This window comes from Catenulispora sp. GAS73, assembly GCF_041262085.1.
In the GTDB taxonomy this organism is placed as follows: domain Bacteria; phylum Actinomycetota; class Actinomycetes; order Streptomycetales; family Catenulisporaceae; genus Catenulispora.
On the sequence record NZ_JBGCCM010000061.1, the window covers coordinates 1 to 26,952 of the forward strand.

General features: G+C 72.0%; 23 protein-coding genes. 17 read left to right on the forward strand and 6 right to left on the reverse strand.

All coding sequences use genetic code 11. From position 1 onward, the window contains the following. Nucleotides 1–572: 572 nt before the first annotated feature. Nucleotides 573–1,781 (reverse strand): ROK family protein, encoded by a 1,209-nt coding sequence (locus tag ABH935_RS48130; RefSeq protein ID WP_370384733.1) that lies wholly within the window; start codon nucleotides 1,779–1,781, stop codon nucleotides 573–575. 198 nt (nucleotides 1,782–1,979) lie between these two features. On the opposite strand from ABH935_RS48130, the gene ABH935_RS48135 reads away from it, so the two are divergent. The 3 genes from ABH935_RS48135 (at nucleotide 1,980) to ABH935_RS48145 (ending at nucleotide 7,583) form a co-directional block, all read left to right on the forward strand. Next, complete coding sequence (locus ABH935_RS48135) at nucleotides 1,980–3,392, forward strand: SWIM zinc finger family protein (protein ID WP_370384734.1); 1,413 nt, start codon at nucleotides 1,980–1,982, stop codon at nucleotides 3,390–3,392. Beyond that, complete coding sequence (locus ABH935_RS48140; RefSeq protein ID WP_370384735.1) at nucleotides 3,389–6,172, forward strand: DUF6493 family protein; 2,784 nt, start codon at nucleotides 3,389–3,391, stop codon at nucleotides 6,170–6,172. The genes ABH935_RS48135 and ABH935_RS48140 overlap by 4 nt, the downstream gene beginning before the upstream one ends. A gap of 607 nt (nucleotides 6,173–6,779) precedes the next feature. Beyond that, nucleotides 6,780–7,583 carry a hypothetical protein gene (locus ABH935_RS48145; RefSeq protein ID WP_370384736.1) on the forward strand — a complete coding sequence of 268 codons (804 nt, stop codon included), beginning with the start codon at nucleotides 6,780–6,782 and terminating at the stop codon, nucleotides 7,581–7,583. Here ABH935_RS48145 and ABH935_RS48150 read toward each other — a convergent pair. Genes ABH935_RS48150 through ABH935_RS48165 form a run of 4 tightly spaced genes read right to left on the reverse strand, consistent with a single transcriptional unit; the run spans nucleotide 7,556 to nucleotide 9,860 of the window. Next, nucleotides 7,556–8,491, reverse strand: coding sequence for a serpin family protein (locus tag ABH935_RS48150; RefSeq protein WP_370384737.1), 936 nt, complete (start codon nucleotides 8,489–8,491; stop codon nucleotides 7,556–7,558). The genes ABH935_RS48145 and ABH935_RS48150 overlap by 28 nt on opposite strands. 7 nt (nucleotides 8,492–8,498) lie before the next feature. Beyond that, entirely contained in the window at nucleotides 8,499–8,780 is a 282-nt protein-coding gene (locus tag ABH935_RS48155; protein WP_370384738.1) for a hypothetical protein, read from the reverse strand. Further along, on the reverse strand, nucleotides 8,777–9,670 hold the full coding sequence (locus ABH935_RS48160; protein ID WP_370384739.1) for an ADP-ribosylglycohydrolase family protein: 894 nt from the start codon (nucleotides 9,668–9,670) through the stop codon (nucleotides 8,777–8,779). The genes ABH935_RS48155 and ABH935_RS48160 overlap by 4 nt, the downstream gene beginning before the upstream one ends. Nucleotides 9,671–9,698: 28 nt before the next feature. Next, nucleotides 9,699–9,860, reverse strand: a complete 162-nt coding sequence (locus ABH935_RS48165) for a hypothetical protein (protein ID WP_370384740.1) — start codon at nucleotides 9,858–9,860, stop codon at nucleotides 9,699–9,701. On the opposite strand from ABH935_RS48165, the gene ABH935_RS48170 reads away from it, so the two are divergent. After that, nucleotides 9,853–11,175, forward strand: a complete 1,323-nt coding sequence (locus ABH935_RS48170; RefSeq protein WP_370384741.1) for an MFS transporter — start codon at nucleotides 9,853–9,855, stop codon at nucleotides 11,173–11,175. The genes ABH935_RS48165 and ABH935_RS48170 overlap by 8 nt on opposite strands. A gap of 150 nt (nucleotides 11,176–11,325) precedes the next feature. On the opposite strand, the gene ABH935_RS48175 is transcribed toward ABH935_RS48170, so the two are convergent. After that, nucleotides 11,326–12,195 (reverse strand): metal-dependent hydrolase, encoded by an 870-nt coding sequence (locus tag ABH935_RS48175; RefSeq protein WP_370384742.1) that lies wholly within the window; start codon nucleotides 12,193–12,195, stop codon nucleotides 11,326–11,328. 44 nt (nucleotides 12,196–12,239) lie between these two features. Here ABH935_RS48175 and dtd point away from each other — a divergent pair, with 44 nt between their 5' ends. The 13 genes from dtd to rpmE all read left to right on the forward strand — a co-directional run bounded on the left by dtd (nucleotide 12,240) and on the right by rpmE (nucleotide 26,854). Next, entirely contained in the window at nucleotides 12,240–12,686 is a 447-nt protein-coding gene (gene dtd, locus ABH935_RS48180; protein WP_370384743.1) for a D-aminoacyl-tRNA deacylase, read from the forward strand. Between the two features lie 88 nt (nucleotides 12,687–12,774). Beyond that, nucleotides 12,775–14,454, forward strand: a complete 1,680-nt coding sequence (locus tag ABH935_RS48185) for a DUF885 domain-containing protein (protein WP_370384744.1) — start codon at nucleotides 12,775–12,777, stop codon at nucleotides 14,452–14,454. A gap of 98 nt (nucleotides 14,455–14,552) precedes the next feature. After that, nucleotides 14,553–14,888 (forward strand): PadR family transcriptional regulator, encoded by a 336-nt coding sequence (locus tag ABH935_RS48190; RefSeq protein WP_194909372.1) that lies wholly within the window; start codon nucleotides 14,553–14,555, stop codon nucleotides 14,886–14,888. After that, a complete protein-coding gene (locus tag ABH935_RS48195; protein ID WP_370384745.1) occupies nucleotides 14,885–16,153 on the forward strand; it encodes a hypothetical protein in 1,269 nt (422 codons plus the stop codon). The genes ABH935_RS48190 and ABH935_RS48195 overlap by 4 nt, the downstream gene beginning before the upstream one ends. 30 nt (nucleotides 16,154–16,183) lie before the next feature. Then, entirely contained in the window at nucleotides 16,184–16,573 is a 390-nt protein-coding gene (locus tag ABH935_RS48200) for a two-component system response regulator (protein WP_370384746.1), read from the forward strand. A gap of 72 nt (nucleotides 16,574–16,645) precedes the next feature. Next, nucleotides 16,646–18,340, forward strand: a complete 1,695-nt coding sequence (gene argS, locus ABH935_RS48205; protein ID WP_370384747.1) for an arginine--tRNA ligase — start codon at nucleotides 16,646–16,648, stop codon at nucleotides 18,338–18,340. A 35-nt stretch (nucleotides 18,341–18,375) separates the two neighbouring features. Further along, nucleotides 18,376–19,773, forward strand: coding sequence for a diaminopimelate decarboxylase (gene lysA, locus ABH935_RS48210; protein ID WP_370384748.1), 1,398 nt, complete (start codon nucleotides 18,376–18,378; stop codon nucleotides 19,771–19,773). Between the two features lie 128 nt (nucleotides 19,774–19,901). Then, nucleotides 19,902–21,197, forward strand: a complete 1,296-nt coding sequence (locus ABH935_RS48215) for a homoserine dehydrogenase (RefSeq protein WP_370384749.1) — start codon at nucleotides 19,902–19,904, stop codon at nucleotides 21,195–21,197. A gap of 32 nt (nucleotides 21,198–21,229) precedes the next feature. Next, entirely contained in the window at nucleotides 21,230–22,285 is a 1,056-nt protein-coding gene (thrC, locus tag ABH935_RS48220) for a threonine synthase (protein ID WP_370384750.1), read from the forward strand. A 52-nt stretch (nucleotides 22,286–22,337) separates the two neighbouring features. Then, entirely contained in the window at nucleotides 22,338–23,348 is a 1,011-nt protein-coding gene (gene thrB, locus ABH935_RS48225) for a homoserine kinase (protein ID WP_370384751.1), read from the forward strand. A 375-nt stretch (nucleotides 23,349–23,723) separates the two neighbouring features. Then, nucleotides 23,724–25,721: a transcription termination factor Rho gene (gene rho / locus ABH935_RS48230; RefSeq protein WP_370384752.1), complete on the forward strand. Its 1,998-nt coding sequence runs from the start codon at nucleotides 23,724–23,726 to the stop codon at nucleotides 25,719–25,721. A gap of 33 nt (nucleotides 25,722–25,754) precedes the next feature. Further along, nucleotides 25,755–26,543: an alpha/beta hydrolase family protein gene (locus ABH935_RS48235; protein ID WP_370384753.1), complete on the forward strand. Its 789-nt coding sequence runs from the start codon at nucleotides 25,755–25,757 to the stop codon at nucleotides 26,541–26,543. A 92-nt stretch (nucleotides 26,544–26,635) separates the two neighbouring features. Next, on the forward strand, nucleotides 26,636–26,854 hold the full coding sequence (rpmE, locus tag ABH935_RS48240; protein ID WP_194909381.1) for a 50S ribosomal protein L31: 219 nt from the start codon (nucleotides 26,636–26,638) through the stop codon (nucleotides 26,852–26,854). Nucleotides 26,855–26,952: the final 98 nt, after the last annotated feature.

Below are 26,952 nucleotides of genomic sequence, written 5' to 3' on the forward strand. Positions count from 1 at the left end.
ACAAGAACCCGATGTATCAGAGGTCTCGTTTCCCATGCCACCCGGCAGCCCAGGGCCTTGACACCCACCACAAACCCTTAACTACCCGCTCTTGCTGTCCGGTCAGCTTGGCTACGCCCGCCGACGCGACGGGGAACCCGGGACAACCCCGCCTGTGGGAAAGGTTCCCGCACCTCCCACACGACAACTCACCGCCACCTGTGGCCACCGGGTGGACCCCGTCCACACCACAGGAGGGGTTGTCCCGGATCCCTCGTCGCTGTCGGCGGGCTCTGCCAACCCGCCAGGCCGGGATGGCTCCCTCCGGGCGACGTCAGCGACGAGGGCCGCCAGCCGCCGACCTGACGCGTGCGCAGTGACTCGGACTCGCGCGCGGTCGTGTCCAGCATCACCGCCGGCCGCCAGCGCGTCCCCAGGCACACCACCGAACTGCGCACCCAGCGGATCCTTCTTAAACCCGCGCGAAGCCGTCAAAAAACGCCCTTGACTGTCAACCCACCAACAAACCGCACCCACCACACATCAAGCAGGAGCGCCCGCGGGATTTTCTGGTGGCGGCGGCCGGCGATCGCCTACGCGTCCGCCGCACCCGCCGCCGGCACCACTTCCTGAACCCCTTGCCACGCCTCGAAAACCAGCCCGCGCACCGTCCGCACGCCCGAGGCCAGCGCCCCCTCCAGCACGGCGTTCGCGCCGAGCACCGACGCCGCCAGGTCCGGGACCAGGGGCGTCATCTTGCCCAGCGTCTCACGCAGCGGCTCCAGCAGCAGGTCCGCGCTGTCGCCGATGCCGCCGCCGAGGACGACCAGTTCTGGGTCGATGACCGCGGCGATCGAGGCGACGGCGTGCGCCAGGCGCTCCGCTTCGCGGCGGACGACTTCCAGTGCGGTCGTGCTGCCGGCGCGGGCGGCCAGGAAGACGTCCTTCGCCGAGGCGACGTCGGCCATGCCGAGTTCGCGCGCGATCGCCACGACCGAGTCGGCGGCGGCGGCGTCCTCCAGCAGGCCGCGGGTGCGGGCGCGGTCCTCGTCGTAGGGGCCGTACGGCAGGTAGCCGACCTCGCCGGCGGCTCCGTGCGCGCCGGGGAACAGCTTGCCGTCCACCACGATGCCGGAGCCGAGGCCGGTGCCGATGTGGAGGTAGACGAACAGGCGGCAGTCGCGGCCGGCGCCCGCCGCGTGTTCGCCGAGCGCCGCGAGGTTGGCGTCGTTCAGCAGCTCCAGGGCGGTGCCCAGGGAGGCGGCGAGGCGGTCGGTCACCTCGCGGCGGCCCCAGCCCGGCAGGTTCACCGCGTAGCGCAGCTCGTTGGTCGCGGTGTCGATGACGCCGGGGCTGCCGACCACGGTGTGCAGCACGCGCGACCACTCGACGCCGGCCTCCTCGGCGGCGTGCCGGACCTGCTCCACGATCGCGTCGACGATGCCGTCGGCGTCGGCGGCGGTGTTCGGGCGGTCGCTGCGGCCGACCACGGTGCCGTCCAGATCGGCCAGGCCGACCCGGATCCAGCTGCGGCCGACGTCCACCCCGATGGCGTAGCCGGCGGTCGGGTCGGCCTCGTAGAGGACCGGCGAGCGCCCGCGCCCGGCGACCGCCTGCTTGCCGATCTCGCGGACCAGGCCGCCGTGCTCCAGCCGGCCCAGCGCGGTGGACACCGTGGGCTTGGACAGCCCGGTCAGCCGGGCCAGCTCCGCGCGGGAGGTGGCGCCGTCGGCGCGCAGGCGGTCGAGCAGGAGCCGCTCGTTGTTCGTGCGCAGAACGCTGCGGTTCCAGGCGGACTCCACGTCTGGCGGGCTCCTTCTTCGCGTCGCGCCTCGGTCGGGCTGAGGATCGGGTTCGGGCTCGGGTTCGGGCTCGGGCTGTGGGTCGGGATCTGAGCTCCAGGGTCGGGATCCAGGTCGGATTCCGAGGTCGGCTCAGGCGGACCCGAGTCGACATTAGTCCTCTCATCCCCTGTCAGTGTCCGCCGCTACCTTCGGACCATGACCTCCACCGCCCAAATATACGGGTATGTCCGCGCGTCCAGCCTGACCCCGGCGGGGCTGCTGGACCTGCAGACCTCCGGCGGTACCACCACTGCGGGTCCCACCGCGCACCCGCGCTTCTTCTCCGGCTTCCTGGGCGAGGCCGAGCCCGCCGCCGCCGCGCTGCTCGGCGTGGCCAATATCGCGCAGGCCCGCTACTGGCGCCCGAATCTGGCCGCGCTGCGTGATCCGGTGGTCACCTGCAACGGCGACCGCCTCCGCTTCGAGTCGTTCTCCGGCTGCTGCGGCGTCTACGCCCGGCTGGACGTCCTCGACGAGGGCATGGACGGCACGGCCCTGGACCGCGGTACCACCAACGTGGACGTCAACAACGACCTGCGGCTGGCGCTGACCCGGGTCCGCGGCGGCGACCCGCTGAAGCTCGAAGTCGGCCCGGAGGCTCTGGTGGCCACGACCTTCGACGGCACCGTGGTCGAGCGCAAGGTCCCGCTGCCGGCGCGTTGGCTGCGCGGCTTCGCGGAGGTGCAGGCCGTCACCTCCGGCTACGACCTGCGCGCCGAGCTCGCCGCGGCCGACGCCGCCCGCTTCCTGCGCGGCCTGCCGAACGCGCCGCGCGGCGTGCAGTGGCTGGTCCCGGCGGGCCGCACGCTGCGGCTGGCGGCCTCGCCCGGCCCCGGCGCGATCTGCATAGCCGGGCCGCAGCGTCTCAAGGAACTGCTTCCGCTGCTGCGCTTCGGCGGCAAGCTCCGGGTCTACGGCCCGAACGTGGCGCGCGGTGCCCATCCGGCGGCCTCGGTCTGGCAGCTCGACCTACCCGGCATGCGGCTGGTGCTGACGCTCTCGCCGGAGATCACCCGGGGCTTCTCCGGGGAGGGCGCGGTGCTCTCGGCGCTGGCCGGCGACGACGTGATCGACGACGCCGAGGCGGTCGCCGCGCTGCTGGCCTTCGACGCGCGGATCGAGCCGGACGTGCTGGCCGAGCAGACCGGGCTCCCGGTGGCGCGGGTGCGCGCGGCGCTGACGCAGCTGGGGACGGCCGGGCGGGTCGGATACGACCACGCGGACGCGGCGTACTTTCACCGCGAACTGCCCTACGACGCCGAGCGCGCGGCCAAGCAGAACCCGCGGCTGCGCGCGGCTCGGGACTTGCTGGACGCCGGAGCGGTGAGCTGGGACGGGGACATCGCGACGGTGAAGGTCGAGGATCACGTGCAGCGGGTTCGGCTGGCGGGTGACGGCGCGCTGTCGTGCACGTGTCTTTGGTACGCGAAGTATCAGGGCGGGCGCGGGCCGTGTAAGCACATTCTCGCGGCGGATGCGTACCGGCGTGGTGAGCGCGGGCTGACGGATAGCGCGGATGCGGACTCGGATGCGGCCTCGGGCGACGATGTGGCGGTGGCGGCGCGATGATCTGGAAGAGAGCTGCTGCGAAGGATGCGAACAACGCGGCCGAAGCGGCTGCGGTTGCTGCGGCTGCCGGCACGCTGTCGGCCTCGGCGTCGCACTCGATAGCCGGCTTCACCCTGCTGCTGGCCAATGGCGATGCCGCTTCGATCGCGAACTTCTTCCAGGGCATGTCGGAGAAGGACCGCCGCACCTTCGGCAAGCCTCTGAGGGAGTTCCTGCGAACAGTCCGCTGGCGCTCCCAGAGTGATGAAGACTGGCGCACCTTTATGGAGCGCAGGGACCGTGCCGAGCGGACCGTGACCCCGGCGGCGTTGGCGGTCTTCGCCAGCGCGTCCGCTACGGCGAAGTTTCTGCGTGGCGTGCAGCGCACAGACCTTTTCCAGCCCCGCGAGTCCGACGCCATCCGGCAGGTTCTGGTTGAGCGTTGTCCGGTCTGGCTGGCCGACTTGCCTGGTGCTCTGCTTGCCGAGCTTGAGCCGGAGCGCGTCTATCAGCTGGTAGAGGAGGTCGCTGCGGTGGCCGGGGTGGAGCTGGAGGCGACGCCCGAGTTCGTACGGGCCTGGGGTGTCTCCTACACCTGGTTCCGGCACAACGAGCGGATCGAAGAGGAGATCTTGCAGGACCCGCGCCTCGGCGAGGTACTGCCGCTTCTCTTCGACGATGACGAGAACGACGAACTGTTCCAGTCCTGGGGCGTCGTCCGGGTCGCGGCCCTCTCGGCGGTTCGGCGCGGTCGGGTTCCTCGTGTCGCGGTGCTGGAAGGCAGCCTGCGGCGGCTGCTGCGCGGCGGTCGGCCCGGGGCGATGCAGGACCACCTCGCGTTCTGGAACGAGTTGCAGGCCACCGACGACGAGGTCGTCGAGCGGGTGTCGAGCTGTATCAGCCTGCTGTCTTCGCAGAACGGGACGGTCGCGCGGACGTTCCTGGCCGCGCTGAAGAAGGCCTCTGACGCCGGGCTGCTCGACGTCGAGCTCGCTGTCGAGGCGGCGTCGATCGCGGTGACGCGGTCGGAGAAGAACGTGGTCAAGACCACGCTGAGCTGGCTGGACGCGTTGCTCGTGGCGCATCCGGATCGGGCCGCGCAGCTGGTCGACGCGGTCGGGACGGCGTTCGGTGCGCAGGCTGCGGATCTGCAGGAGCGCGCGGTGAAGCTGGCCGGGAAGCATGCGAAGAAGCTGGGGGAGGACGAGCGCGGGCGGTTGGTCGCCGAGGCGCAGGTCTACCTCGCTCCGGACTTGGTCGCGATGCTGGCCGGGCTGCTCGGGGTTTCGCAGGACTCGACGACGGATGGGGTCGGCGCTGGCGCTGGCGTTGGCGCGGGCTCTGGCGGCGCCGACTATCCCGAGGTCGCGCCGTATGTGCCGCGTCCGCTGCTGCCGCCGATCGGGTCGCCGGCCGAGCTGGCCGAGGTGGTGGCGTCGTTGATGCACGCCGATCCGGTCGAGGCGATGGTCTTCGAGCGGGTGCTGGAGGCGGTCGTGGAGTTCGAGCGGACGGATTCCGCGGGGCTGCGGGAGGCGCTGGGGCCGATCGTCGAGCGGTGGTCTTCGGGTTCGGGACAGGCCTGGACGTCGTCCATGGCGGCGCTGACTCCGCTCAGCGCTCTGTGCATGGTGATCGCGGCGGGTGCCCGTGTGGGGGAGGAGGCGCGGCGGCATCCGCACCGGGCGTCGGTGAAGCAGCTGTGGTCGCGGGCGCGGAAGTCGAGCCGGGGCTTCTACCGCCGGAGGCGCACGACGCCCGCCGACTTCCTGACGCTGCGCGCGGCCGAGATCCACGCGGCGCTGGGGATGGCCGACATGCCGCCGCTGGTGTCGATGCCGACGTCGCCGACCGGCGCGATCGAGCCGGAGGTGCTGGCGGCGCGGCTGCGGCAGTGCGAGGCGCAGGGTTTGGTGCCGCTGGAGGCGGACTTCCACCAGGCGTTGCTGCGGCTGCCGGCCGACTGCGGGGGCGTGGATGTCAGTGGGCTGACGTCGAAGGCGGGGCGGCGCTTCGCGGCCTGGGTGGCGGGGGAGCGGGTCGTGCTGCCGCCCGCCGAGCTGCCGGAACCGCAGGCGCGGGAAGCCGTCCGCGACCTCCCCGACGCCGAGCTCGCGCGCCGGGTCAGGCAGGGCCACGCGGTCGCGCCGGAGACCCTGCTGGACCTGGCGCCGGGGGTCTGGCGCGAGCCGGAGCGCTGCTGGTACGAGTCGGACTGGATGACGTGCTGGCCCGCGATCGTGCCCTCGCGCCCCGACCTTTCCGCCCTGGCGATGCTCGGCGGCGTGGACCGGGGCACGGCCCCGCCGTCGCCGGAGTCGGCGGTGGTCCTCGCCGAGCAGGACGGGCCGCAGGACGACACGCACAAGGTGATCGCCTACCGCCTGGTCAGCGACGACGCGCGGCTCCGCGCCTCCGGCGTCGACGCGGCGCTGGTGCTGGCATCGCGGAAGCTGCTGGACCCGTCCGCCCTCGGGGCGGCGCTGGCAGCGGAGCTGCGCGTGTTCCCGGCCTCGGGCATGCGCCGGTCGGTGCCGGCGCTACGCGACTTGGCGAACGGCGGCGCGGCGGCGGCGACGTGGGAGGCGATCGCGCTGGCCCTGCCGAAGGTACTGCCACCGGCGGTGCCGAAGACCCTGTCGGGCACCGCGGACCTGCTGGTGCTGGCGACGGAGCTGGCCGGGGCGCTGCCGGCGGAGCGGGCGCCGATCGCGGAGGTGACCGCGCTCGCGCAGAAGAAGAGCGGCGGTGCGGTGGGGAACGCGGCTCGGCGGTTGGAGGCGGTGCTGCGCGCGGGGTGAGGGCTGGCGGGAGTGGGGGCTGGCGCGGTCGCTTCGGGCTCGGCGCGGGGCGGCCACAGCAGGAGGCGCGATGCGGCTGGAGAGCGGCGGTGCGGTGGTTGGAGGCGGTGCTGCGCGCGGGGTGAGGGCTGGCGGGAGTGAGGGCTGGCGCGGTCGCCTTGGGCTCGGCGCGGGGCGGCCACAGCAGGTGGCGCGATACGGCTGAAGAGCGGCGGCGCGGTGGGGAATGCGGCGCGGCGGTTGGAGGCGGTGCTGCGGGTGGGGTGAGGGCCGGCGGGAGTGAGGGCTGGTGCGGTCGCCTCGGGCTCGGCGGCGGGGCGGCCATAGCAGGTGGCGCGATACGGCGGCCGATGGCGCGCTTCGGGCTTCGGCGCGGGGCGACCGGGGCTCGCCGGTGCAGTGCGCTGCGACTGGCGAGCTGCTAGCAGTGGGGATGCCTTAGCGCGGATGGCTGCGGGTGGCTATGAGCGGCTGCGGGTGGTCGGCAGCTGCGGGCGGGCGCTTCGGCGGGCGGTGGGTTTGGCTGTCGGCGAGCGGGCTGCGCGCGTTGCGCCAATAAGGGCCCTGTGTCCGGGAACCGGCGGCGCGTTGCTCGCGTCCAAGTCGCATGGAGATGCGCAAGTACTTGTGTGCTGTCGCGCTGATCATCAGCGTGGCGGGGTGTCAGAGCTCCACGAAGGCTGGTGGGGCTGGTGGGACGGCGACGAGTGGGGCGAGTCCGTCGGTGCCGTTGTTGCCGCCTGCGGGGGTGGTGACGCGGGTCGCGGAGGTCAGCTACTCCGGTGGGTTCGTTGTGCGGAGTGCGTTGGCTGCGCCGGCGGTTGCCGTCTACTCGGACGGGACGGTCGTCTTCGACGCGCGGAAGCGCCTTACGCTCACGCCGGGGGCGCTCGACTACCTCGTGCAGGGGGTGCAGCAGGATCTCAAGGGGCAGTCGTCGACCAAGGTCCTGTTGCCGAAGGGTGGCCATGCGATTCCTGACGGCGCGATCACGGTGCTCGGTGTCTACCAGCCCGGTGGGGCGTATCAGACCGTGCGTGCGCTCGTGCTCGGCGTCAGCACCGAGTCGGAGTATCCCGCGCCTGTGGCCGACGCCTTCGCCAAGCTCCAGGCGCTCACCTCCGACGCCGCCACGCCCTACACCGGCACCAAGGTGCGTTACGAGATGCAGTGCCCGCCGAATGGGACCGGGCCCGTGCAGCCGTGGCCTGCGGGGCTTCCGCAGCCGGGGGCGGCCGACTGCGCGGAGGTGCACTCGGCCGACGGTGCGGTCGCCACTGCCGTGCGAGCTGCGTGTACCGGCATAGACACGCCGTCCGGGCAGCGGCAACCGGCGGCGACCGTGTACCGGTCGGACAAAGGTCTGCGAATCTGCCGATGGCGCTACGCGTTGCCGGACGAGACGTCCTGAGCCTCGGCCGCCGCCCGCAGCGGCGCGCTCACCCACCCAGCGACCAGAATCAGGCCACTGTCACGATGCACCGCGTAGTAGGCGAACGGCCGGTCGAAGGCGACCGCCACGTGCCGTACCCGGTACCGCTGCCTGGGCATCGCAGCACCCATCATGCCGATCGCCGTCACCGCCGCCGCCCGGAAGCCGGTCGCGCTGAACTCGGCGACGGCGTCCTGCAGCGCCTGGTTCACGAACAGCGGGTAGTCGCTGACGCCGGGGAAGTGTCCGTGCGAGTCGTCCGTCGCCCGCCGAAGCCCGAACAGCGCCGCGTGATCCAGCAGGTCGTGCCGCGCCTTGATCCGGAACGGAACCGTCGTCACCTCCAGGCTGTCCTGCTGCCAGGAGGACTCGACCACCGCCACCCGAACTCCCGGTCCGGCATCGCCGACGGGTAGGTCGGAGCCCCGCGTCATGGGGTGACGCGGGGAACCGACCAAGTCGCTCCCGACCGCCAGCACGTCCGACGGCGAGCCGTCCACCGGCCCCAGGACGAGGTGCACGTCCACGTCCTCGTTGCTCTCGACCCTCAGCGTCGTCACCGGGCCGATCGGCGTGTCGGCGACGCTCAGCAGGTCGAGATCCGGGGTGCCGCGCCGCAGGGCCGGGATGTCGTCTCCGGCGTCGGCCCACGGTCCGGTCGATTCAGTGAAGCTTTTGGTGAACGTCTCGCGCCAAGTGAGCGTGACCAGCAAGGCGCTCGCCAGAACGAGCATCGTGTCCGGCTTCACCTCGATCGGCATCCGGGGGATCAGGCCCTCGGTGCGCTCCGAGGCCCAGGCGTTCAACCGCTGCTGGTCGTCGCCCGGCACGCCGGTCAGCTCGCCGTGGACGTCGGCCGGCAGACGCCCGAGCCAGTCCCGGTCCACCTGCACCTCACCACGCGTCCACAACCCGAGCGCGGTGGATCGCAGGCGTGTGCTCGACCACGGCCAGCAGTTCGCGCGCCGCCCGCGCAGCCTCCTGCACCGGAACGCCGAGCGCCCCAGACAGCTCCCGCCCCGTCTCCTCGTCAGCGCCGTCGGCGAGGAAGGCCAGCAGCGGCCAGACCCCGACCGCCGACAGCACACCCGCGTCTGCGCCGACCGCCGCCAACCAGCGCTTCGTCAGGGCATTGACGTTCTCGACGGCCACCCGTGCCTCCCGCGATGTGCTCATTCGACCCCCACCCACTCCGGCAGCGCCTCGCACCGCTTCAGCCACTCCTCCGGGATCCCGGCCACGCCGACCCGCGCGGCCACGATCCCGCCGACGATCGCGCACGTCGTGTCGATGTCCCCGCCGACGAAAGCGGTGTCCCAGAAGGCGTTCTCGAAGTCGTCCAGGTGCTTGGCGGCGATCCACAGGCAGAACGGAACCGTGTCCGGCGCCGAGATGTAGCGGCCGTTGCCCAGCGACGCGGCGGCGCTGCGCGGGTCGGTCAGCGGCAGCAGCGTCATCGCCGTCCCGACCCCGTCGCGGACCAGGCCCGGCGGCGTGCGCTCGGCGATCTCGTCGAGGAACTCGTAGCCGGTCAGCGTCGTGTCGGCGGCCAGTGCGGCGGCGACCGCGATCGCCACGGCGCCCGCCGAGCCCTCCGGGTGCGTGTGCGTCACCTCCGCCGAGGCCGTCGCCTCGGCGACGACGCGGTCCAGATCGGCGGCGCCGTACCAGGCACCGAGCGGGGCCACGCGCATCGCGGCGCCGTTGCCCCAGGAGCCCTTGCCCTCGAACATGCCCGCGGCCTGCTCGCGCCAGTCGGCGCCCTCCTGGCGGATCAGCCGGAGCATGCGGTTGACGCCGGCGCCGTAGCCGCGGTCGAAGTCGTGGTGCGCGGCGAAGGAGTGGGCCAGGGCGTCCTGGTCGACGCGGCCGTGGTCGCGCAGGACCGCCAGGACCGAGCACGCCATCTCGGTGTCGTCGGTCCAGTACCAGGGGTCCGGCGGGAGGCGGCGGTCGGTGAGGAGGGGCTGGTTCAGCGGGATGAAGTAGCAGGCGCCGACCGCGTCGCCCACGGCCAGGCCGCGGAGCGACGCGACGGCGCGGGGGAGCGAGCGGTCGTCGGTCATGTTCCACTTCTTACCGCATGGCATACCACTAACTCACATCGCTGGGGCCGGGCCGGTCGGCGGTGGTCTCGGCGGCGGTGTCGGCAGTGGTCTTGGCGGTGGTCTCGGCAGCCGCTCCACGCGCGATTACCCACTCGTCTTTGTCGGCGGCGTCTGCGATGATCTCGGTGGGAAGGAAACAAGTGCTCAAGCTCATCACCCCTTACAAGCCGATTCTGGCCATGCCCGGGACCCGGGCCTTGTTCGTCGTCGCCTTCGTGGCGCGGTTGCCGCTGACCGCCAAGGCCATGGCGCTGACCCTGCATGTCGTGCTGGACCAGGGCGGCAGTTACGCCGCGGCCGGTCTGGCGAGCATGGTGATGACGATCGGCATGGGTGTCGGGTCGCCGTTGCTGGGGCGGATGGTGGACCGGCGCGGGCTCAAGCCGGTGCTGCTGCTGACCGGGGTGTCGGAGGCGACGTACTGGGTGACGGCGCCGTTCCTGTCCTACCCGGTGCTGCTGGGGACCACGTTCGTGCTCGGCGGCGTGCTCGGCGTGCCGGTGTTCTCGGTCATCCGGCAGGCGGTGGCCGCGCGGGTGCCGGACTCGATGCGGCGGCAGGCTTTCGCGCTGGACTCGATGATCGTGGAGCTGGTCTTCATGGTCGGTCCGGCGCTGGCGATCGCGGCAATCACCTCGATGCACACCGCGACCGTGACGATGGCGGCCATCGGGGTGCTGACGGTCGGGTCGGTGGTGACGCTGTGGGTGCTGAACCCGCCGATCGGGCACCGGGCGGATGGGGCCGGCGACGGCGCGCCGCCGCAGAAGGTGCCGCTGAGCACGTGGCTGCGGCCGGCGTTCGTGCTGGTGCTGGCCACCGGTATGGCGGCGAACCTGGTGCTGGCCGGGACGGACATCTCGATCACCGCGCTGCTGCGGCAGCAGAACGCGGTGAGCATGGCCGGCGTGTGCATCTTCGCGTGGTGCCTGCTGTCGCTGATCGGCGGCTTCTGGCACGGCTCGACCGAGCGGCCGTGGCGGCTGCCGGTGCTGATGCTGCTGCTGGGCGCGGGGACGGTACCGGTCGGCTTCGTCGGCCAGTTCGGGTGGTGGTGGCTGGCGCTGATCCTGCTGCCGGCCGGCTTCATGTGCGCGCCGACGCTGGCCTCCACGGCCGAGGCGGTCGCCGCCGCCGTGCCGGCCTCGGCCCGCGGGCAGGCGATGGGGTTGCAGGGCTCTGCGATGACGCTCGGCGGCGCGATAGGCGCGCCGCTGGCCGGGACGGTGGTGGACGCCTCCTCGCCGCCGTGGGCGTTCGCGACGACCGGGGCGATCGGCGTGGTGCTGGCCGCCGCGATGCTGGGGTACCAGCGGTTCGCGGGGGTCGCGGTGGAGCGGGCGGTGCCGGTGGCGGCGACTGCGCTCGCGTCGGCTCCGGTGCCGATGCCGGTGCCGGTGCCGGTGAATGCGGGTGCTGCGAGGGACGCGGAGGTCGCCGTGCTGGAGCCGGCGGCCTGCTAGCGCCAGGCCGGAGCCAGCCAGCCAGCCAGTCAGTCAGTCGGCCGGTCAGCCAGCCGGCAACCGAAGCGCGCGCCGCGAGCGCGATCTGGCCGCGGCCCGACATGCTGCGGGCGGCGGCCAGTCGGCAGTCCGTCGGCAGTCCGGGCGCTGTTAAGCCCGCTTCGGCGTCGTCACCACGACCAACTCGGTCCCGTCCTCCGACAGGGTCAGCTCCGCGGTCAGCGAAGCCAGCTCCCCGAGCCGGTGCAGGTGCGTGCCGCCGCAGGCGATCTCGACCGTCCGTTCCGGCAGCTCGCAGACCCACTGGCGGCGGGCGGTCAGCTCCGGGCCGGGTGAGTCGATGCGCACCGTCGCGTCCTGCGCCAGCCATTCGGCCAGGCGCGCGTTGACCTTCTCGGTCACCTCCGGCAGCGCCTCGCGGAGTCCTTCGGGGTCGAAGCCCTTCTTGCGCAGCGACTTGCCGAGGCGGTAGCGGTCGGTGCTGGCGTCCAGGCCGATGCGGGAGGTGTCCATCGCGAGGCTGTCGAAGTCCGGGTGGTCCAGGCCGTCGGTGCGGACTTCCTTGCGCCAGCGGTCGGCGAGGGCGTCGTTCAGGGCCAGGGCCATCAGGTGGCAGCCGGTGTGGGAGGCGGACAGGGCTGCGCGGCGGGCCTCGTCCACGCGCAGTTCGACCGACGCGCCCGGGGCCGGCGCCGAGCCCGAGCCTTCCAGCACGTGCACCGCCAGCCACCGCCACGTCTCGTCGCCGCGCCGCACCGGGATGTCGGGCCCGACTGCGAACTCGCCGTCCGGGCCCACGCCGCCGGTGAGGCAGTCCGTCACCGCGTGCTCCACCCCGTCGGCGCTCAGGACGCCGGTGTCGCCGGGCTGGTCCGGCCAGCTGTGGTCCAGCGGGTGGAACGGGGTGGTGTCGACGATCACGCCGACGCCCTCCGCCAGCGGCCGCACGGCCAGGACGGTCGCGGTCCCGGACGTCGCGCCGGCGGGGAAGGTGACGAGGGTGGTGTTCAGCTCTGCCATGGCGCCATCGTCTCATCGGCCGCACGGCGGGGGAGAATAGGCGCATGCGAGCGGTGGTCCAGAGGGTGAGCGAGGCGTCGGTGACCGTGGCCGGCGAGGTCGTCGGCGCGATCGAGGGTCCCGGTCTGGCTGTGCTGGTCGGCGTCACTCATGACGACACCGCGGCCAAGGCCGCGCAACTGGCCCGGAAACTGTGGAGTCTGCGCCTGTTTGAAGGGCCTGATGGCGAGCCCGGAACCGAGCAGTCCTGCTCCGACTTCGGAGCGCCACTGCTCGTGATCAGCCAGTTCACGCTCTACGGCGACGCGCGCAAGGGCCGGCGTCCCACCTGGAGCGCCGCCGCCCCCGGGCCGGTGGCTGAGCCGCTGGTCGAGGCGGTGGTCGCGGAACTGCGCGAGCTCGGCGCGAAAGTGGAGACCGGCCGGTTCGGCGCGGACATGAAAGTCGCGCTCGTGAACGACGGGCCCTTCACGGTGCTGGTCGAGGTCTGAATCCCGGTCGGGGGAGGTCGCCGTGGCGGCGTGCGGGGCGCGTAAACGGCTCGCGCACCGGCGTATGCGGTGACATAGGGTCGAGCCTGTGACGTCCATCAATGAAATCGCCGAAGACTACGTCGCCCGCTACGTCGAACTGGACCCGCAGTTCGCGACCGAACTCGGAGTGGCGGGGCACGACCACGAGCTGACCGACATCTCCCTGGACGGGTTCGCCGAGCGCAACACGCTGACGGCGTCCACCCTCGCGGCGATCCGGGCCCTGGAGCCCGCGGACGGGAACGAACGCGTGGCCAAGGAGGCCATGGAGGAGCGCCTGGCGCTGACCGTCGAGCGGTACGAGGCCGGCGACGACACCTCCGAGCTGAACGTGCTCGCCAGCCCCTTTCAGTCGGTGCGCGCGGTCTTCGACCAGATGGGCGTCGAGGGCGAGGAGAACCACGCGAACATCGCCAAGCGTCTGGCGGCCGTTCCGGCCGCGCTGGAGCAGCTGAAGGCGACGCTGGCGGACTCCGCGGGCCGGGGCCGCACCGCCGCGCGGCGGCAGGTGCTGGCCTGCGCGAAGCAGGCGAAGGACTGGAACGGCGAGCTCGGCGGCGGCAGCTTCTGGACCGGCCTGGTCGAGCGCACCGGCGCCACCGGCGCGGTCCGCGGCGACCTGGACCGCGGCGCCGAGGCGGCGGCGGCCGCCACCGCCGACTTCGGACGCTTCCTCACCGAGCAGCTGCTGGCCTCCGCGCCGGAGAAGGACGCGGTCGGCCGCGAGCGCTACCAGCGCGCCTCCCGCGAGTTCCTCGGCGACACCATCGACCTGGAGGACTCCTACCGCTGGGGCCTGGACGAGGTGGCCCGGCTGCGCGCCGAGATGAACGAGACCGCCGCGCGCATCGTGCCCGGCGGCTCGCTGAAGGACGCGCTGGCCGCGCTGGACGCCGACCCGTCCCGGAAGGTCACCGGTGCGGACAACTTCCGGGCCTGGATGCAGGAGAAGTCCGACGCCGCCGTCGAGGCGCTGGCCGACGTCCACTTCGACATCCCCGAGCCGGTGCGCCGCCTGGAGTGCATGATCGCCCCGACCCACGACGGCGTCATGTACTACACGCCGCCGTCGGAGGACTTCGCGCGCCCGGGCCGCATGTGGTGGTCGGTGCCCGAGGGCCAGACCGAGTTCTCCACCTGGCGCGAGACCACGACGGTCTACCACGAGGGCGTCCCGGGCCATCACCTGCAGCTGGCGCAGACCGCCTACCGCAAGGATCTGCTGAACCGCTGGCAGCGCTCGATGTGCTGGGTCTCCGGGCACGGCGAGGGCTGGGCGCTGTACGCCGAGCGGCTGATGGACGACCTCGGCTACCTGTCCGACCCGGCCGACAAGCTGGGCATGCTCGACGGCCAGATGATGCGCGCCGTGCGCGTGGTGGTGGACCTGGGCATGCACCTGGAGTTCGAGATCCCGGCCGGGACCGACTTCGGCAACGGCGTGGACCACGGCGGCGAGCGCTGGACGCCGGAGCTCGGCTGGGAGTACATGACGACGAACGTCAACACCACCGAGGCGCAGCTCGCCTTCGAGCTGGACCGCTACCTCGGCTGGCCGGGGCAGGCGCCCGCGTACAAGCTCGGCGAGCGGATCTGGTTGCAGTCGCGGGACGACGCCAAGGCGCGCAAGGGCGGCGACTTCGACCTGAAGGCCTTCCACCGGCAGGCCCTCGACCTCGGCTCGATCGGGCTCAAGCCGCTGCGCGAGGCGCTTGAGCGGCTGTAGCCACGCGGTCTCAGAGCCCGGACCCCGCGAGGGCCGGGCTCTTTTTCTTCACGCAGTACTGTGCAATGTGTAGTACTGTGGTCCGCACAGGAGGGGCGATGGATTCCACACAATTGCTCAAAGGCGTCCTGGACTCGGCGGTCCTCGCGGTCCTGGTCGACGAGGACGGCTACGGCTACGACATCGTGCGCAGGCTGCGGGTCGCGGGGTTCGAGGACATCGGCGACGCGTCCGTCTACGGGACGCTGCGGCGGCTGTACGCCAACGGCTATCTGACGAGCTACGTGGTGCCCTCCGAATCGGGGCCGCACCGGAAGTACTACGGGGTCAACGCCAGTGGGCGGGCGCAGCTGAAGGAGTCCGCCGCGACGTGGCGGGTGTTCGCCGGGTCCATGGACCGGCTGCTCGGAGCGGAGAGGGGAGATCGGGCATGAGTTCCCAGGAGTTCGAGGGCATGGGCGGCGGCCTCGGTGATGGTGCCGGCGTCGGTGGCGTGGACGGTCTCGGGGGTGGTGTCGGCGGGAGCGGCGACGAGGTCGCCGGCTACGCGGCCGAGGTGCGCGCGCAGTTCGCCGATCTCCCGGCGGACGAGAGCGCCGACCTCTTGGAGGACCTTGAGGACCACCTGCGGGAGGTCGCGGCCGAGGACGCCGGGACCCTGCGGGAGCGGCTCGGCGCGCCCGCGGCGTATGCCAGGGAGCTGCGACAGGCGGCGGGGCTGCCGGAGCCGGGGGAGGGGAGCGGCCCGGGCGGCCCGGGTGCGGGTTCGCGGCCGCGGCCACGGCGGAGGCTGCGGGCGAGGGTGCGGCAGGCGATCGCGGACGCGGAGCAGCGCGCGCGCAGGTATCGGGCGGGGCGCGAGGTGCTGGACTTCCTGCCCTCGCTGCGTCCCGCGTGGTGGGTGCTGCGTGGCTGGGTGGCCGTGCGGCTTCTGGAGGCGATGACGACGACTGCGCATCCCTGGCACGAAATCACGATCATCCCGCAGGTCGGGAACAGCACGTTCGTCGGGTTGCTCGCGTTGCTCGTCGCGATCCCGGCGTCGGTCTACGCGGCCCGCCAGACCGTGCCGGACGGATGGCGGCGGCGGGCCATGGGCGCCGGGGAGGGCATCCTGGTCCTGTTCACGGTCGGGATGGCGTTGTCGGCGATCGGCAGCCAGGGCGACCGGGGCGACACGGGGTCGGGCGTCTCCTACGTCCAGCAGTCCCAGTCTGGGCTCGTCGAGGACGGCAAGCCGATCTCGAACCTCTACCTCTACGACCAAAGCGGCAAGCTGCTCAACGGCGTCTATGTGTACGACCAGGACGGCATGCCGGTGCGGGCGATGCCGTTCTCGGTCGGGTCGTACATCGACAGCGACGCGTGGCTGGACGGGAACGGGTCGCCGGTCACGAACCTCTTTCCGCGACACCTGCTGCAACAGCAGTGGAGTGGCGACGGCAACTCCATGCACCTCGTCACGGTTCCGCCGCCGATGGTGAGCGTTCCGCACGGCCTGCACCGCGAGCCGGGGTCCGACGATCCTCAGCAGGATCCTGCGACGCCTTCGACGACCGCGACCAGTTCGACGCCGTCCGGACCGCCTGTGACCTCAACTTCCGCAAGTCCGTCCGCGTCGGCGTCCGGTGGCGCCACCGGAGCGCACACGGCGTCCGTGCTCCCGACGACCCCGACACCCTCTGGCGCGACGGGCTAGGACTTCGCGCGGGGCCGCTACCGTGGGGCCGTGACCAAAACCGGCCCCTCGCGTGTCCTCGTGGTGGATGACAGCGATACCGTCAGGACCCTGATCCGTATCAACCTGGAGCTGGAGGGCTTCGAGGTGCAGGAGGCGGAGTCGGGCGCGCGGTGCTTGGAACTGGTGCCGGGCACCGACGTGGTCACCCTGGACCTGCTGCTGCCCGATCCCGGGCCCGGCGGCCTGGACGTGCTGCGACGGCTCAAGTGCGACCCCGCGCTGGGCCGTCCGCGCGTGGTGGTGGTGACCGCCGCGGCGCTGCCGGAGGACCGGCGGCGTGGGGAGTCGGCCGGCGCGGACGCCTACATCACCAAACCCTTCGAGCCGGTGGATCTGGTGGACGCGGTGCGGGCGCTCGCCCCGCCCGGCGGCACCTGACCCGGCGGCCGACACCGCGGCACCGCCGAAACTCGCGCGGGCCGTCCCAGCGCGTCCCGTAATCTAGGACGGGTGACTCCCGAGCAGCTTTCCCAGGCCGTCCTCGACACCGTGAACGCCGCCGTCGCCGACGGCGCGTTGACCCTGACCGCGGTCCCCGGTGTGTGGCCGGCGCAGACCGTGACCGTCGAGCGACCGAAGAACCGCGACCACGGCGACTACGCCACCAACGTCGCCCTCCAGCTGACCAAGGCCGCCGGCATGCCGCCGCGGGCCCTGGCCGAGCTGCTCGCGGAGCGCCTGCGCAAGGTCGAGGGCATCGCAGGCGTCGACGTCGCCGGGCCCGGGTTCCTCAACCTGAAGCTGGCCGCCGGTGCGGCCGGCGAACTCGCCAAGACCATCGTCGAGCAGGGTGCGGAGTACGGCCGGAGCGAGACCTACGCCGCCCACATCGTCAACCTGGAGTTCGTCTCGGCCAACCCGACCGGGCCGCTGCACCTGGGCCACACCCGGTGGGCCGCGGTCGGCGACGCGCTGGGCCGGCTGCTGGAGGCCGCGGGCGCCGACGTCACGCGCGAGTTCTACATCAACGACGCCGGCAACCAGATGAACAACTTCGGCATGTCGTTGGCGCTGCGGGCGAACGGCCAGGAGGTGCCGTCGGGGCAGGGACTGTATGAGGGTGCGTACATCAAGGATCTGGCTCAGGCCATCCTGGAGGAGCACCCGGTCCTGACCCAGCTGCCCGAAGAGGCGCAGGTCGAGGCCTTCCGTACGGCCGGGTACAAGCTCCAGCTGCGGCTCCAGCAGGAGTCCCTGGAGAAGTTCCGCACGCACTTCGACGTCTGGTTCTCCGAGAAGACGCTGCACGAGTCCGGCGCGGTCGAGGGCGTCGCCGACCGGCTGGCCGAGCAGGGGCACGTCTTCGAGCAGGACGGCGCGATCTGGTTGCGGACCACCGACTTCGGCGACGACAAGGACCGGGTCATCGTCCGCTCCAACGGCGAGCGCACCTATTTCTCCGCGGACTGCGCGTACTACCTGAACAAGCGGGACCGCGGCTACTCACCGTGTATCTACATGCTCGGCGCCGACCACCACGGCTACGTCGGCCGGCTCAAGGCGATGGCCGCGTGCTCCGGGGACGACCCGGAGAAGGACATCGAGGTCCTGATCGGCCAGTTCGTGAAGATGGTGAAGGACGGCGAGGAGGTCAAGCTCTCCAAGCGGACCGGGAACATCGTCACCCTGGACGACGTGATCGACCTGATCGGCGTGGACGCGGCGCGGTACGCGCTGGCGCGCTCCAGTGTGGACAACGAGCTGGTGCTCGACGTCGACCTGCTGACGACGAACGCACCTGAGAACCCAGTCTGGTATGTCCAGTACGCACACGCGCGGATGGCCTCGGTCAAGCGCAACGCCGCCGAGCTGGGCTTCGACAAGGGCAGCGCGGAGGACTTCAAGCCGGAACTGCTCTCGCATCCGCGTGAGGAGGAACTGCTCGCCGCGCTGGCGGAGTTCCCGCGGGTCGTGGCCCAGGCCGCGGGACTGCGTGCCGTGCACAAGGTCGCGCACTACCTGGAGGACCTGGCCGGCAAGTACCACGCCTGGCAGTCCGAGAAGAAGGACTGCCGGATCCTCCCGCTGGGCGGCGAGGCGCCGACCGATCTGAACCGCGCGCGGCTGTGGCTCGTCGAGGCCACCCAAACTGTCCTGCGCAACGGCCTGGACCTGCTCGGTGTCTCGGCACCTGAGCGCATGTGACAAATCGGACCTGAAGTAAGGAACACTCTCGGTCCATGAGCAGAAGCGCGCACCCCGCCGGGCCCCGCTACGCCGACGTCCTCCCGGAGGGCGGCCACGGCGCGGCCCCGGCGGACCTGAACCGGCTGGACCGGAAGATCTGGCCCGGCGGGGTGGCACGCGACGCCGACTCCGGTGCGCTGACCTTCGCCGGCGCCGACATCCGCGAGCTGGCGCGCGAGTTCGGCACCCCGGCGTACCTGGTCGACGAGGACGACTGGCGCCGCCGGGCCCGCGAGTGGGTCGAGGCGTTCGGCGCGGACGCCGACGTCTTCTACGCCGGCAAGTCCTTCCTGTCCGTCGCGATCGCCAAGTGGGCCGCCGAAGAGGGGCTGCATCTGGATGTCTGCTCCGGCGGCGAACTCGCGGTCGCCCTGCGCGCCGGCTTCCCGGCGCACCGCCTCGGCTTCCACGGCAACAACAAGTCCGTCGCCGAGCTGGAGCGCGCGGTGGACGCCGGGGTCGGCCGGATCATCGTCGACTCGCACGACGAGATAGAGCGGCTGGCCGCCATCGCCGCGGACCGCGGCGTCCGGCAGCGCGTCATGGTGCGCGTGACCGCCGGTGTCGAGGCGCACACCCACGAGTTCATCGCCACCGCGCACGAGGACCAGAAGTTCGGCTTCTCGCTGGCCGGCGGCGCGGCGGCCGAGGCCGTGGCGCGCCTCCTGAAGCACGCCGACCACCTGGAGCTGACCGGTCTGCACTCGCACATCGGCAGCCAGATCTTCGACACCGCCGGCTTCGAGGTGGCGGCGCACCGGCTCACCGAGGCGCTGGCCGCCATCAAGCGCGAGCACGGCATCGAGCTGCCCGAGCTGGACCTCGGCGGCGGCCTGGGCATCGCCTACACCGAGGCCGACGACCCGGCGCCGGTGGCCGAGATCGCACGGCGGCTCAAGGAGATCGTGGCGCGCGAGTGCGACGCCGCGGGGCTCGCGCACCCCCGGCTGTCCGTCGAGCCCGGCCGCGCCATCGCCGGCCCGCCCGGGATCACGCTGTACGAAGTCGGCACGGTCAAGCCGCTGCCCGGGTTGCGGACGTACGTCTCGGTGGACGGCGGGATGTCCGACAACATCCGTACCGCGCTCTACGACGCGGAGTACACGGTCGCGCTGGTCAACCGGGCCAGCCGGGCCGAGGCGGCACTGACCCGCGTGGTCGGCAAGCACTGCGAGTCCGGCGACATCGTCGTGCGCGACGCCTGGCTGCCCGGCGACACCGCCCCCGGCGACCTGCTCGCCGTCGCGGCGACCGGCGCCTACTGCCGGTCGATGGCCAGCAACTACAACCACGTGCTCAAGCCGCCGGTGATCGCGGTGCGGGACGGCGCGGCGCGCGTGATCGTGCGGCGCGAGACCGAGGACGACCTTCTGGGTCTTGACCTCGGCTGACGACCGTCCGCCGGTCCCACATCCCGGACGACGGGTTGTCGAGGAATGGGATTCGGCAAGACTGGCAGGACTGACTGTGCCGTGCCCGAGGATGTGTGACGGCACCGACCGAGGCGATGGGGTTTGCGATGCGTACTGAGCCGCTGAAGGTGGCACTGCTGGGCTGTGGAGTAGTCGGCTCGGAAGTCGCGCGCCTGATGACGGCCAATGCCGCCGACCTGGCCGCGCGGGTCGGCGCCCCGCTGGAGCTGGCCGGGATCGCCGTGCGCCGGCCGAACCGGCAGCGCGAGGTGCCCGGGGTCGACCCGAAACTGTTCACCACGGACGCCGAGGCGCTGGTCAAACGGGACGACGTGGACCTGGTCATCGAGGTCATCGGCGGGATCGAGCCGTCCCGGGCGCTGATCCTGGCCGCGTTGGAGTCCGGAAAGTCCGTGGTGTCCGCGAACAAGGCGCTGCTCGCCGAGGACGGCTCGACGCTGTACCAGGCTGCTGAGAAACACGGCGTGGACCTGTACTACGAGGCCGCGGTGGCCGGCGCCATCCCGCTGGTCCGTCCGCTGCGCGAGTCGCTGGTCGGGGACCGGGTGCACCGGGTGCTGGGCATCGTCAACGGCACCACCAACTTCATCCTGGACCGGATGGACACCACCGGCGCCGGCTTCGCCGAGGCGCTGGAGGAGGCCACCGCGCTGGGCTACGCCGAGGCCGACCCGACCGCCGACGTCGAGGGCTTCGACGCCGCGGCCAAGGCCGCGATCCTGGCCGGTCTCGCCTTCCACACCCGGGTCACCGCCTCCGACGTGCACCGCGAGGGCATCACCGAGGTCACCTCCGCGGACATCGCCTCGGCCCGGGCGATGAACTCGGTGGTGAAGCTGCTGGCCATCTGCGAGGTGGATCCGGAGGCCGGCAAGGTCTCGGCGCGGGTGCACCCGGCGATGATCCCGCGCAGTCATCCGCTGGCCGGGGTGCGCGAGGCGTACAACGCGGTGTTCATCGAGTCCGAGGCGGCCGGCCAGCTGATGTTCTACGGGCCCGGCGCCGGCGGTGCCCCGACCGCGTCGGCGGTGCTCGGCGACCTGGTGGCGATCGCGCGGAACAAGGTGACCGGATCGCGCGGGCCGGGCGAGTCGGCGTACGCCGGGCTCACGGTCCGGCCGGTCGGCGAGGCGCGGACCCGCTATCACATCAGCCTCGACGTAGACGACAAGCCAGGCGTCCTGTCGGCGGTGGCCGGTATCTTCGCAGAACAGGACGTGTCGATCGCCACCGTGCGGCAGTCCGGCCGCGGGCTGGACGCGCAGCTGGTGATCGTGACGCACCTGGCCCCGGACGCGGCCCTGACCGCGACCGTGGCCCGGCTGCGGGCGCTCGACTTCGTGCGTGACGTGTCCAGCGTCATGCGCGTGGAATCCGAATAATCCCTCCCCGTGAAATAGAGGAGCTGGCGGACATGGTTTGGCGAGGCGTCATCGAGGAGTACCGACAGTGGCTGCCGGTCGACGCCGGCACGCCCGTCATCACGCTGGGCGAGGGCGGCACGCCGCTGCTGCCGGCCCCGCGCCTGTCCGCGCTCACCGGCTGCGAGGTGTTCGTCAAGGTCGAGGGTATGAACCCGACCGGTTCCTTCAAGGACCGCGGCATGACCACCGCGATCTCGCTGGCCAAGCAGGCCGGGGCCGAGGCCGTGGTGTGCGCCTCGACCGGCAACACCAGTTCCTCGGCCGCCGCCTACGCGGTGCGCGGCGGGCTCAAGCCGGTGGTGCTGGTGCCGGCCGGGAAGATCGCGCTGGGCAAGCTGGCCCAGGCGCTGGCGCACGGCGCGACCCAGCTGCCGGTCGAGGGCAACTTCGACGACTGCCTCCGGCTGGCCCGCGAGCTGGCCGCCAAGTACCCGGTCGCGTTGGTGAATTCGGTGAACCCGGTTCGCCTGCAGGGCCAGAAGACCGCCGCCTTCGAGGTCGTCGACGTACTCGGCGACGCCCCGGACATCCACGCGCTGCCGGTCGGCAACGCCGGGAATATCTCCGCGTACTGGCTCGGTTATCAGGAGTACGCGAAGGAAGGTCAGGCCTCGCGCACTCCCCGGATGTTCGGCTTCCAGGCCGCCGGCGCCGCTCCGCTCGTGCACGGCGCGCCGGTCGAGTTCCCGGACACCATCGCCTCCGCGATCCGCATCGGCAACCCCGCGTCCTGGGACCTGGCGGTCGCCGCGCGCGAGGACTCCACCGGCGTCATCGAAGCGGTGACCGACGAGGAGATCCTGGCCGCGCACCGCGTGCTGTCGGCCGAGGAAGGCGTCTTCGTCGAGCCGGCGTCCGCCGCCGGTGTCGCCGGAATCCTCAAGATGGCCCGTGAGGGTCGGCTGGAGGCCGGCAAGCGGATCGTCGTCACGGTCACCGGACACGGCCTGAAGGACCCGGAGTGGGCGGTCAAGGCTGCCCCGCCGCTGCCCGAAGCCGTGCCCGCCGACGTGACGGCGGTGGCCGAGGCTCTCAGCCTCGCCTAAGGAATGTTCTGATACAGCTGAGCCCTCAACCCCTCAGCACGAACGGAGCACAATGCCGAGCCCTGTCTTCCGAGCCGCCCCGGTGCGCGTCCGCGTACCGGCCACCAGCGCGAACCTCGGACCCGGCTTCGACTCCCTGGGCCTGGCGCTCGGGCTGTACGACGAGGTGATGGTCCGGATAGCCGACTCCGGGCTGCGGGTGGACGTCGCGGGGGAGGGCGCCGACACGGTCGCCCGCGACGAGGGCCACCTCGTGGTGCGCGCCATGCGCGCGGCGTTCGACCGGCTCGGGGCCCGGCCGCCGGGCCTGGAGCTGGTCTGTGCCAACCGGATCCCGCACGCCCGGGGCCTGGGCTCCTCGGCGGCGGCGATCTGCGCCGGCATCGTCGCCGCGCGCGCCCTGACCGTCGGGGCGACGCTGTCCGACGAGGAGGTGCTCCAGCTGGCCACCGAGCTGGAGGGGCACCCCGACAACGTGGCGGCCTGCCTGCGTGGCGGCTTCACCATCGCCTGGTTGGACCAAGCGGGTGAAATCTCCGACGCTTCCGCGGCCGCCGCGCGGGCCCTGCGGGTGGACCCCGCCCCGGCCGTGCGCGCCGTCGCCTTCGTCCCGGACGAGGGCCTGTCGACCGAGGTCGCGCGGGGTCTGCTGCCCAAGCTGGTGCCGCACGCGGACGCCGCGCGGACGGCCGGCCGGGCCGCGCTGCTGACCGCCGCGCTCACCGCGGGCCGCGCCGACCTGCTGCTCGCCGCCACGCAGGACCATCTGCACCAGGGGTACCGCGCGCCGGCCATGCCGGAGTCGGCGGAGCTGATCGCCGAACTGCGCGCGGCCGGACACGCCGCGGTGGTCTCCGGAGCGGGCCCGACGGTTCTGGTTCTGACGACGGAAGACCAGGTCCAGGCGGTGATCGCGGCCGGCGACAAGGCCGCGCCGGCCGGCTGGCAGGCCCTCGGTCTCGCCGTCGACCTGGCCGGTGCGGTATCCTTGGGATCGACCGAAGGCGCGGGGCGGGGAATGGATTCCGATAAGGGTTCAAACCCACGCCACGGGGGACTGTGAATCATAAGAGCAGCGCCCGCGTATGGTTTCCCTTGGGACGGCGCATCAATCCCTCGGCGTCCCGCTGACCACCACGAGGTGTTACTCTCCTGTCGAGCACCTACGTCTCCACTGGTGAGCGACAGCGCGACTCCCCTCCCTTGGCGGGCACGACCGTCGGCGGCGGCGATTCGAGCGAGTGCGGTCTAGGTATCCCCGTGTGAAAGCTTCCGCGACTGACCTGTGTCGAATGTGTCAAACACAGAGTCCGTCACGTGCGGGCACCTGCACCGCGACCTTGGTTCTCAATTCAACACTGCTCAACACAACCAGCACCTGTCCCCGGCTCGCGGCGGAGTTCTCGCCCCGGATCCGGCGACCAGGAAGGATCGCTTCGTGAGCGACACCACGACTGAATCCCCCGCCACCGCCCCCGCCGGGCGTGCCGGCAAGGGGCTGTCCTCGATGCTGCTCCCCGAGCTTCAGGCTTACGCCGTGAGCTTGGGGATCACCGGCACCGCGCGGATGCGCAAGGGCCAGCTCGTCGAGGCTATTCAGGAGAAGAACGGCGGCGCCGGCAAGGCCGAGCCCGCCGCCGCGGCTGCCCCCGCGCGGACCACCGCGCGCCGCACCCGCACCACCGCGGCCGCCGCCGAGAAGGCCCCCGCCGCGGAGCAGACCTCTGAGGTCCGCGCCGACATCCCCGAGCAGCCGCAGCGCGAGCGGGTCGAGAAGGCCCCGGTCGAGACGGTGGCCCGGGCCGAGCGCGCCGAGCGCACCACCGAGCGTGCCGACCGCACGGACCGGACCGACCGCGCCGCCAGGGCCGCCGAGAGCGCCGTGGCCACCGCGGAGGGTCAGGCCCCTGCGAGCGCCGGCACCGCTACGGCGACCGCGACCGCCGAGGCCGGCCAGGGCGCCGGCGACGGCGCCGGCGGCGACCAGCAGCGCAACCGGCGCGACCGGAACAACAACCGCCGGGACCGCGACCGCGGCCGTGGCGAGGGCTCCGGCGAGCGCTCCGGTGAGCGTCAGCAGGGCCAGGGTCAGGGCCAGGCCTCGGGCAACCAGGGCCAGGGCCAGAACCAGGGCCAGAACCAGAACTCCGGCGGCGGCGGAGACGACTTCGACGACCGTCGCGGCGGCAACCGCCGGACCCGGGACCGCAACCGCAACCGCGAGGACCGGCAGCAGAACCGCCGCAACCGCGGCAACCGCAACGAGAGCGGCGGCGACGTCGACACCACGATCACCGACGACGACGTCCTGATCCCGGTCGGCGGCATCGTCGACATCCTGGACAACTACGCCTTCGTGCGGACCTCGGGCTACCTGCCCGGCCCGGACGACGTCTACGTCTCGCTGGCCATGGTCCGCAAGAACGGCCTGCGCAAGGGCGACGCCGTCACCGGCGTCATCCGCGCCCCGCAGGAGGGCGAGCGCCGCGAGAAGTTCAACGCCCTGGTGCGGCTGGACTCGATCAACGGGCTGGAGCCCGCCGCGTCCCGCCAGCGTCCGGAGTTCAACAAGCTCACGCCGCTGTACCCGCAGGACCGGCTCCGTCTGGAGACCGAGCCGCACATCCTGACCACGCGCATCATCGACATGATCGCGCCGATCGGCAAGGGCCAGCGCGGTCTGATCGTGGCCCCGCCGAAGACCGGCAAGACCATGATCATGCAGGCCATCGCCAACGCGATCACCCAGAACAACCCCGAGTGCCACTTGATGGTGGTGCTGGTGGACGAGCGGCCCGAAGAGGTCACCGACATGCAGCGCTCGGTGAAGGGCGAGGTCATCGCCTCGACCTTCGACCGGCCCGCCGACGACCACACCACGGTCGCCGAGCTCGCCATCGAGCGCGCCAAGCGGCTGGTGGAGCTCGGCCACGACGTGATCATCCTGTTGGACTCGATCACCCGCCTGGGCCGCGCCTACAACACCAGCGCCCCGGCCTCCGGCCGCATCCTCACCGGCGGTATGGACAGCCAGGCGATGTACCCGCCGAAGAAGTTCTTCGGCGCGGCGCGCAACATCGAGAACGGCGGCTCGCTGACCATCCTGGCCACCGCCCTGGTGGAGACCGGCTCCCGCCTCGACGAGGTGATCTTCGAGGAGTTCAAGGGCACCGGCAACATGGAGCTGCGCCTGGACCGCAAGCTGGCCGACAAGCGCATCTTCCCGGCGGTCGACGTCGACCCGTCGAGCACCCGCAAGGAGGAGCTGCTGCTCGGTGCCGAGGAGCTCGGCATCGTCTGGAAGCTGCGCCGCGTGCTGCACGCGCTGGACCAGCAGCAGGCGATGGAGCTGCTGCTCGACCGGATGAAGAAGACCAAGTCGAACGCCGAGTTCCTGATGACCATCCAGAAGACCGCGGTGGGTCCGCAGGAGTAACGGTTTCAATCAGAAGTAAGTAAGGTGGCCGGGGTGACGATCACCCCGGCCACTCACCCGTACGGCCCCCATCCGTCTCAGATAGCCGACCTGTTCGTCCCCGAGGGCGAGGGCCCCTTCCCTGTCGTGGTCCTGATCCACGGCGGCTTCTGGCGGACCCCCTTCGACCGCGAACTGATGGAGCCCCTCGCGGAGGACCTGGCCGAGCGCGGGTTCGCCGCGTGGAACGTCGACTACCGCCGGGTCGGCGACGGTGGCGGCGGCGGGGCCTGGCGCGTGACCCTGGACGACGTGGCGGCCTCGCTGGACCAGCTGGGCGCGCTGTCGGCGCAGTTCCCGCTGGACACCGACCGGACCGCGCTGCTCGGCCACTCGGCCGGCGGTCACCTGGCGCTGTGGCTGTCCTCGGAGTTCCAGGTCGCGGCGGCGGTCGCGCAGGCCGGGGTGTCGAACCTGTACGACGCGGCGAGCGAGCGCCTGGGTGTCGGCTCCCCGCGCGAAGGACTCGGCGTGCTGGACGTCCCGGCGACCGTGGAGTTCCTCGGCGGTACCCCGGACGAGGTGCCGGACCGCTACGCGGCCGCCTCGCCCTCGGCGCTGCTGCCGCTGGAGACGCCGATCCTGCTGGTGCACGGCGACGAGGACGACCGGGTGCCGCTGTCCCAGTCCCGGAACTTCGCCGAGGCGGCCCGGGAGGCCGGGGACGAGGTCGAGGTCGCCGAGTTCGCGCGGACGGGGCACTTCGAGGTGCTCGACCCGAAGCACGAGAGCTGGGGCCGGACCCTGGACTTCCTGGAGCGGGTGCTGGGCCGGGGGGAATAAGCACCCCTGGCTGGCAGTTATGATGGTTCGTCGGTCCCGGTTCACCCCAATCCCATGGAGACCCGGCGGCCCATCGACCTCAAGGAGCCGAAATGAAGCCTGACATTCACCCGAGCTACCAGGTCACGACCGTGACCTGCGGCTGTGGCGCGACGTTCCAGACGCGCAGCACGGCCCCGAACGGCGTGATCCACGCCGAAGTGTGCTCGCAGTGCCACCCGTTCTACACCGGCAAGCAGAAGATCCTCGACACCGGCGGCCGCGTGGCGCGCTTCGAGGCTCGTTTCGGCAAGAAGGACGCCAGCAAGTAGCGCGTGCGGCGGCGTCGGTGCCGTGGACCCCTCGGGTCCCGGTCCGGCGCCGCCGTCGTTGTTTTTGTGTGGGCGGTTCGCTTCTAGTGAGGACGTGA